This is a genomic window from Candidatus Margulisiibacteriota bacterium (assembly GCA_028706105.1).
In the GTDB taxonomy this organism is placed as follows: domain Bacteria; phylum Margulisbacteria; class Riflemargulisbacteria; order GWF2-35-9; family DYQY01; genus DYQY01.
Window position 1 is genome coordinate 1 of the sequence record JAQWCF010000086.1, and the last position, 6,928, is coordinate 6,928.

General features: G+C 35.4%; 7 protein-coding genes. 6 read left to right on the top strand and 1 reads right to left on the bottom strand.

Annotated features, from left to right (window positions below; all coding sequences use genetic code 11):
* Positions 1-226 precede the first annotated feature (226 nt).
* The 6 genes from nusA to PHF25_08095 all read left to right on the top strand — a co-directional run bounded on the left by nusA (position 227) and on the right by PHF25_08095 (position 6,557).
* The gene (gene nusA / locus PHF25_08070; protein MDD4527972.1) at positions 227-1,525 is read left to right on the top strand and encodes a transcription termination factor NusA; all 1,299 of its coding nucleotides are present in this window, start codon (positions 227-229) and stop codon (positions 1,523-1,525) included.
* A gap of 105 nt (positions 1,526-1,630) precedes the next feature.
* Positions 1,631-3,676: a translation initiation factor IF-2 gene (gene infB / locus PHF25_08075; protein MDD4527973.1), complete on the top strand. Its 2,046-nt coding sequence runs from the start codon at positions 1,631-1,633 to the stop codon at positions 3,674-3,676.
* Between the two features lie 4 nt (positions 3,677-3,680).
* Complete coding sequence (gene rbfA, locus PHF25_08080) at positions 3,681-4,037, top strand: 30S ribosome-binding factor RbfA (protein ID MDD4527974.1); 357 nt, start codon at positions 3,681-3,683, stop codon at positions 4,035-4,037.
* Complete coding sequence (locus tag PHF25_08085) at positions 4,034-5,002, top strand: DHHA1 domain-containing protein (GenBank protein ID MDD4527975.1); 969 nt, start codon at positions 4,034-4,036, stop codon at positions 5,000-5,002. The genes rbfA and PHF25_08085 overlap by 4 nt, the downstream gene beginning before the upstream one ends.
* Positions 5,002-5,682, top strand: a complete 681-nt coding sequence (gene truB, locus PHF25_08090) for a tRNA pseudouridine(55) synthase TruB (GenBank protein ID MDD4527976.1) — start codon at positions 5,002-5,004, stop codon at positions 5,680-5,682. The genes PHF25_08085 and truB overlap by 1 nt, the downstream gene beginning before the upstream one ends.
* A complete protein-coding gene (locus PHF25_08095) occupies positions 5,682-6,557 on the top strand; it encodes a riboflavin kinase (protein ID MDD4527977.1) in 876 nt (291 codons plus the stop codon). The genes truB and PHF25_08095 overlap by 1 nt, the downstream gene beginning before the upstream one ends.
* Positions 6,558-6,728: 171 nt before the next feature.
* Here PHF25_08095 and PHF25_08100 read toward each other — a convergent pair.
* Positions 6,729-6,928 (bottom strand): hypothetical protein (locus tag PHF25_08100; GenBank protein ID MDD4527978.1); only part of this gene is annotated, 200 nt, incomplete at its 5' end.

Genomic DNA, 6,928 nt, shown 5'->3' on the forward strand with positions numbered 1-6,928 from the left:
CCACGAGTAATTGAATATGTGCAGGCACAAGGATATCAGTTTGTGACTTTATCAGAGATTATGTAGTTTTATTAGTTTATTCTAAGGAAGCAACACCTCTTTGGTCTAACAGCTTTAAATGCAAACTTGTAGGATATGCTATATCGTTATATAATAATCTAGCTGTGAGCAAAGGTGGGCTATCCCACTTTTTTTATTTTATAAAGACATATGAAGGAGCACCGAAATGATAAAAATACCAGGTTTACATGAAGTAGTGAACCAGATACAAGCTGAAAGAGGTATATCTAAAGAGGATGTATTGCAGGCAATAAAAGATGCTTTGGTAATGGCTGCAAAAAGGTATCATGGTACTGAGGAAAACTTGAAGGCTGTTTTGGATGAAAAAGAAGGCGAAGGTCAGATTTTTGTTACAAAGACTGTTGTTAAAGTAGTGGAAGATCCAATGTTTGAGATTTCACTTAAGGAAGCCAAAGAATATGACCCTAAAGTAAAGAATGGTCAGGATATTGAGATACAGTTTAATCCTCCAGAGTTTGGAAGAATAGCAGCCCAGAAGGCTAAGCAAGTTATTATGCAAAGAATTATTGAGAGCGAAAAGAACTCAATTTTTGAAGAATATAAAGACAGAATTGGCAACTTAATCATTGGTGTTGTTCAGAGAAAAGAAGGCAAAAATTACCTTATTAATCTTGGAAGAACAGAAGCGATACTTGATCTTAGGAATCAAATTCCTGGTGAAGAATACAGGATAAAAGATAGAATTAAGTTATTTTTTGTAGAGATTATTAAGACAAACAGGGGTCCCGAGGTTATTGTTTCCAGATCTCATGAAGGTTTTGTGAAGAAAATGTTTGAGTTAGAAGTACCAGAGATTCAACAAGGTGTAATTGAGATTAAATCAATTGCTAGAAAAGCAGGCTATAGAACCAAGATTGCTGTTAAATCTAATGATGAACAAGTAGGTGCGGTTGGAACTTGTGTCGGTAGAATGGGTGCAAGGATTCAGACTATTTTAAAAGAAATTAATGGTGAAAAGGTAGACATTGTTGAATGGAGCGAAGATCCAGAAGTATTTATCGCAAACTCTTTAAAACCAGCTACTGTTGTAAAAGTAGAAATTGTGGATGAAGAGAATCGTAAGGCAAGAGCTTTGGTTGATGATGAACAATTATCTTTGGCAATTGGTAAAGGTGGTTTGAACGTCAGGCTTGCTTCTAAATTGGTTGGTTGGAGCATTGATGTTACTAAAAAAGGTGACCTTGAGTCTAATCTGCTCGAGAAGTTAATGGCTGAAAAAAATAATGCAAAAGAATTAACAGCAGACGCCAAAGAAGCCAAACCAGAGGTGGAAAAAGAAGAAGCTGAAGAATCTAAGAAGATAAAAGTTAATGAAGCTGCTCTTAGTTTGGGTATGGATGTTAATGATTTTCTAGTAAAGCTTGAAGAGTTGGGTCATAAAGTTAAAAGTTCTACTAGTAACATAGATGAAGAGATATTTGATAAGGTTAAAGAAAGTCTGTAACTTATTTGTAAAGAAAATATAATTTATAAATCCTCTCTTTTAGGCGATGCATTGAGCCTGTCGAAATGAGAGGGTGCTGGCAAGAAAGGTTAAGGAGTTATTATTTTGAGAGTACATGAGGTAGCAAAAGAATTAGAACTTACGAGCAAAGCGCTATTAGCTGTTTTGTTAAAAGTAGGAGTAGACGCAAAGAGTCATGCCTCTGTGTTAAGTGATGAGGACATTAAAAAGGTCATTAAATATCTGGAAGATTTAGAGCAACCTAAGGTGACTGACACAATCGAAGACGTAGTCATGCCAGTACAACCTGCACCTTTTGAGGATGAAAAAGAAAAAAAAGATTCAAAAAAAGAAGAAATTACTGAAGAGGTTGAAATCAAAGTTGTTGATATTAATGCCGAGAGTATTACAGTAAAAGATTTATGCGAGCTGATTAATGTTCCGTTAAAACAGGTTATGACGCTTATTTTACAAAAAGGTATGATGCTGAACTTAAATCAGAGTATTGATCTAGCGTTAGCGTCTGAGATAGCACAAGAATATAATATAGTGCTTGAACAAAAAAGTTCGGATGTTTCTCAGAAAAAACAACAAAGAAGAGAAGAAATATTTCTTTCTGAAATTGGAGAGGATGAAAGGTTCCTTAAAGATAGACCTCCAGTAGTAACTGTTATGGGGCACGTGGACCATGGTAAGACAAAGTTGCTTGATGCAATTAGAAAAACAAATGTGGTGGATGGTGAATCAGGTGGAATAACCCAGCATATTGGAGCTTATCAAGTGGAGATAAGTGGTAAGAAAATAACATTTATTGATACTCCTGGTCACGAAGCTTTTACAGAAATTCGTGCTAGAGGTGCCAATGTTACGGATGTTGTTGTTCTAGTTGTTGCTGCTGATGATGGAGTTATGCCTCAAACAAAAGAAGCAATACATCATGCACAATCTGCAAAGGTACCAATTATTGTTGCTATTAATAAAATAGATAAGCCTGATGCCAATCCTGATAGAGTTAAACAACAATTAGCCGACTATGACCTTGTTCCTGAAGAATGGGGTGGAAAAACAATTTTCGTTAATATTTCTGCAAAAGAAAGAATAGGAATAGAAGAGTTTTTAGAAATGGTTTTATTGGTTGCTGAGACTGAAGAATTAAAAGCAAATCCAAATAAAAAAGCAACAGGAATTATCCTGGAAGCTAATTTGTCAAAGAATACAGGCCCAGTTGCTACTGTGTTGGTGAAGAGTGGAACCCTAAGAGTTGGTAATCCTTTTGTAATTGGACCAGTTCATGGAAAAATAAGGGCACTGATTGATGATGCTGGCAATAAAATCAAAGAAGCAGGACCATCGACTCCTGTAATGATTCTTGGTTTGTCTGATGTCCCTGGTGTTGGAGATGTTATGCAGGTAGTTACTTCTGATAAGGAAGCAAAGAAGATAGCTACGAGCCGTGCTGATGAGCTTATTGATCTTAAGCGTCAACAGAAAAAGACGGTTAGCTTGGATGAGTTTTCTAGAAAAATTAATGCTGGTGAAATGACCACCTTAAACTTAATTATCAAAGCAGACGCTCAGGGCTCGCTAGAAGCGATTCTTGGTTCAATTAACAAAATCGATGTTGTAGATGCTAATATTCATGTGGTTCACAGTGGGATAGGCTTAATTACTGATTCTGATGTTATGTTAGCAAATGCCTCTAATGGTATTTTAATAGGGTTTCATGTTGGGATACCAGTTGAAATCAAGAACAAGGCAGAGGATGAAGGCGTAGTTGTTAAGCTTTATAGTATTATTTATAAAATGTTGGAAGATATTGAATCAACTGCAAAAGGCATGATTAAACCAGTATTCCAAAAAGAACTTACAGGTACTGCAGAAGTTAGGCAACTTTTCAAATTCTCTAAGGTTGGAGCGATTGCCGGTTGTTTTATTACTGAAGGCAAAGTTGTTAGAGGTAATGATATTGAAATTTATCGTGGCAATACAATGATCTATGATGGAAGCTTGGATTCATTGAAAAGATTTAAGGATGACGTTAAAGAAGTTTCTAGTGGCTTTGAGTGTGGTATAGTTATTGATGGGTTTGACAACTATATTGAGGGCGACTTAATAAAAGTATTTACTCTTAAAGAGGTAAAACCTAAATAATATTATGGTTGAACGACATATTCGTGTTGCAGAAGATATCAAAAGAATAGTTTCTGAAGTCATTAGTAAAGAGATTAAAGATAGCGTTAAGTTGTTCAGTATTCCTCATGTTGATCTCACTAAAGATATTTCTTATGCCAAAATATATTTAAGTTTTTTTTCCAAGAACCCTGCAAAAGATTTTGAAAAAATAAACCATGCGAAAGGTTTTATTCGTAGTAGATTATCTAAACAGTTGAAGTTAAGAAAAGTTCCAGAATTGACTTTTTTGATGGATGAGTCTATAAAAAATGGTGCTGATTTAATCGAAAAGATAAATGCACTAGGTGTGCCCAAGGAGACTACAGAGGAAATTCTATGATGATTGAAAAGCAAGAAATTGTTGAGTTAGAAGAGCTTATCTCTAATTCTAATAAAATTATGCTTTTAACTCATGATTTCCCTGATGGTGATGCTGTTGGCTCATTGTATTCATTCTGTGGTTATTTAGAGTCGAAGGACAAAGATTATCGCTTTTGTTTTAATAATTTAGATGAAGAGTTATGGAATAACTTATTCCCTGGTTTTGCTGATAATAGAGTAAGTGCAGAGGATATTGCTTCTTATGGTGCTGATTTGCTCGTTGTTTTGGATTGTAGTAATCCGGATAGGCTTGGACCATTAACGAGCGCACTAGCTGGATTTGAAAAGATAATAAACATTGATCATCATGGTGATAATAATTTTTTTGGTAGTTTAAATATTATAAAAGAAGCTGCAGCTACAGGCGAAGTTCTTTATAAAATATATGAAAAGGTAGAGTGGCGAATGGATGTTATTACAGCCAAAGCTACACTGACTGCGATTTTAGCTGACACTGGAAGATTCCAATTTGTGAACACTCATCCTGAATTATTTCTGATTATCTCCAAGATACTAGCTATCTGTGAGATGGAAGAATATTTTAAAATTGTTCAAGGGCTATATGAGGAAGTAACTTTAAACAAGTTACAGTTGCTGGGTAAGGCTATTAATAATGTTGAGTTTTTTGGAAACAGTGTGGCTTTTTCCTATATTGAGGATAACGCTACTTTAACTGAAGGACTAATAGACCAGATACGTGCTATCAAAGGCGTTAAAGTGGCGGTGCTTGTAAGAAGAGTAGAGGAAATGATCAAAATAAGTTTTCGTTCCAAAGATGCCTCTGTTAGTGTCAGAGAGCTTGCGGGTAAGTTTGGTGGAGGTGGTCATCCTGGTGCTGCTGGTGCGACATTACCTTTAACGGAAATTACAAAGCAAATTGCAGAAATAAGAAAGACAGTTAAAGAGTACGCAGAGAGTTTTTAATGCAGAGTAAACCCAATATTCCACATGGATTTTATAACATTAATAAACCACAAGATTGGACATCTTTTGATGTTGTTAATAAATTTAAGCATTTAGCTAATGAGAAAAAAGTTGGACATGCAGGAACTTTAGACCCTTTAGCCACTGGAGTTTTAGTTGTGGCGGTAGGTAAAAGCTTTACTAAGAAGTTAACAGAGCTTTCAGGTGTTGATAAAGAATATGAATTTGAAGTAACTTTTGGTATAGAGACAGAAAGCCATGATTTAGCTGGTGAGGTTGTCAGAAAAGTCCCACCAGTAGGTATTACAAAAGAAAAAATAGAAAAAGCAATGCCACAGTTTATTGGGGAAATAGACCAGTTCCCTCCCAAATACTCTGCAATTAAAAAAGATGGTAAGAAATTGTACGAGTATGCAAGAGCAGGTATCGAGGTTGAAATTGAGTCTAGGGCAGTTACTGTTTATGAATTCGAATTACTAAGTTTTACCGAAGAAGAATATCCCAAAGCTTGTTTCAGAGCAAAAGTATCCAAGGGTACTTATGTTAGGTCAATAGCTTATGATTTGGGTGTTGTTTTGGGTACTGTTGGGGTATGTAGTGGGTTAGTGAGAACAGCTGTGGGAGATTTTTTACTTAAAGATTCTAAGGAATTATCTTCTTTCTATGAGGTGAAGGCATAATGAGCGAGAAGCAATATTTAAAGCTTTTAAGTAAGTATAATCCACAGTTGGATTTAGCTAAAGTTAAAGAGAAAGCTATTGCCATAGGTGCCTTTGATGGATGCCACTTAGGTCATATGGAATTACTTAACAAAGCAGATTACGCGCTTGCTTTTTGGCCACTACCAAAAACATTATTTTCCAAAGATATTAAGTGTTTAACTGTGATGGAAGAGAAGAGATATTTGTATGAGAATTTTATTTTTGTGGAGTTTGACAAAAGCTTTGCGGCACAATCAGCTGAACATTTTATGAAGTTCATTGAAGAAACGTTTACTCCTAAAAAGATTATTGTTGGATGGGATTTTAGGTTTGGTAGGAGACTAGAAGGTGGGGTTATAGAAATAGAGCAGTATATTTTGAAAAATAAATTAAATACAGAACTCGTCGTTATACCTCCAGTGTTAGTTGATGGAGTTATAGCAAAAAGTACAACCGTGAGAGACCATTTAATTTCTGGGGAATTAACCAAAGCAAATAATATGTTGGGCTATGAGTTTTTTTGCTTTTCAGAAGTAATTAAGGGTAAAGGTGTCGGTAGAACCTTAGGTTTTCCAACAATTAATTTAGTGATAGATGACAAGAAGCAATTACCTTTGCCTGGAGTATATTCTGGTAAAGTTCTATTAGAGGACAATAGTGAATATAAGGTGGCAATAAGTCTTCTAGATAAAGGAGAACGATTGGAGCTGGAAGCATTTTTGATAGATTTTTCAGGAGATCTTTACGGACAGAAGGTTAAGCTTTCTTTTTCTAAGTTTTTAAGACCATCCAAGAAATTTGCTTCTTTTGAGGAATTGAAGTCTCAGATAGCCTTAGATGTTCAATCTGTATAGTTAATCACCCTTCCGCCCTAAAGGGTACCTTCAGCGGAATAATCTTTTTGTTTTATAATATATCAATGGTGCCACGACCTCTCCTTGAAAAGTAGAGGTTTAGATGTTTTAGATTATTTTATGAGAAATTAAAGGGAAGAATGAGAGCAGTAGTGTCTGGTAGTTTTTTCGTTATGTCATTTCGAGCCCATTCGACTCGCAAAGCTCGCTCAGGGTAAACTCTATTGGTTTGTTATCTCGAGCGTAGTCGAGAGATCTTTTTAACTGTTTCTCTCTTCCTATTGCTGAAAGTATATTATTAAAGATTTTGTTTAGGCTTAATGAAAGTGAGAATGAAAATTTTAGGTCACAATTTGTTGCCTTAAGTTGGG

Bases quoted from the DNA above. Each gene is read 5' to 3' on its own strand.
- nusA (MDD4527972.1), top strand. From the start codon at position 227: ATGATAAAAATACCAGGTTTACATGAAGTAGTGAACCAGATACAAGCT.
- rbfA (MDD4527974.1), top strand. From the start codon at position 3,681: ATGGTTGAACGACATATTCGTGTTGCAGAAGATATCAAAAGAATAGTT.
- PHF25_08085 (MDD4527975.1), top strand. From the start codon at position 4,034: ATGATGATTGAAAAGCAAGAAATTGTTGAGTTAGAAGAGCTTATCTCT.
- truB (MDD4527976.1), top strand. From the start codon at position 5,002: ATGCAGAGTAAACCCAATATTCCACATGGATTTTATAACATTAATAAA.
- PHF25_08095 (MDD4527977.1), top strand. From the start codon at position 5,682: ATGAGCGAGAAGCAATATTTAAAGCTTTTAAGTAAGTATAATCCACAG.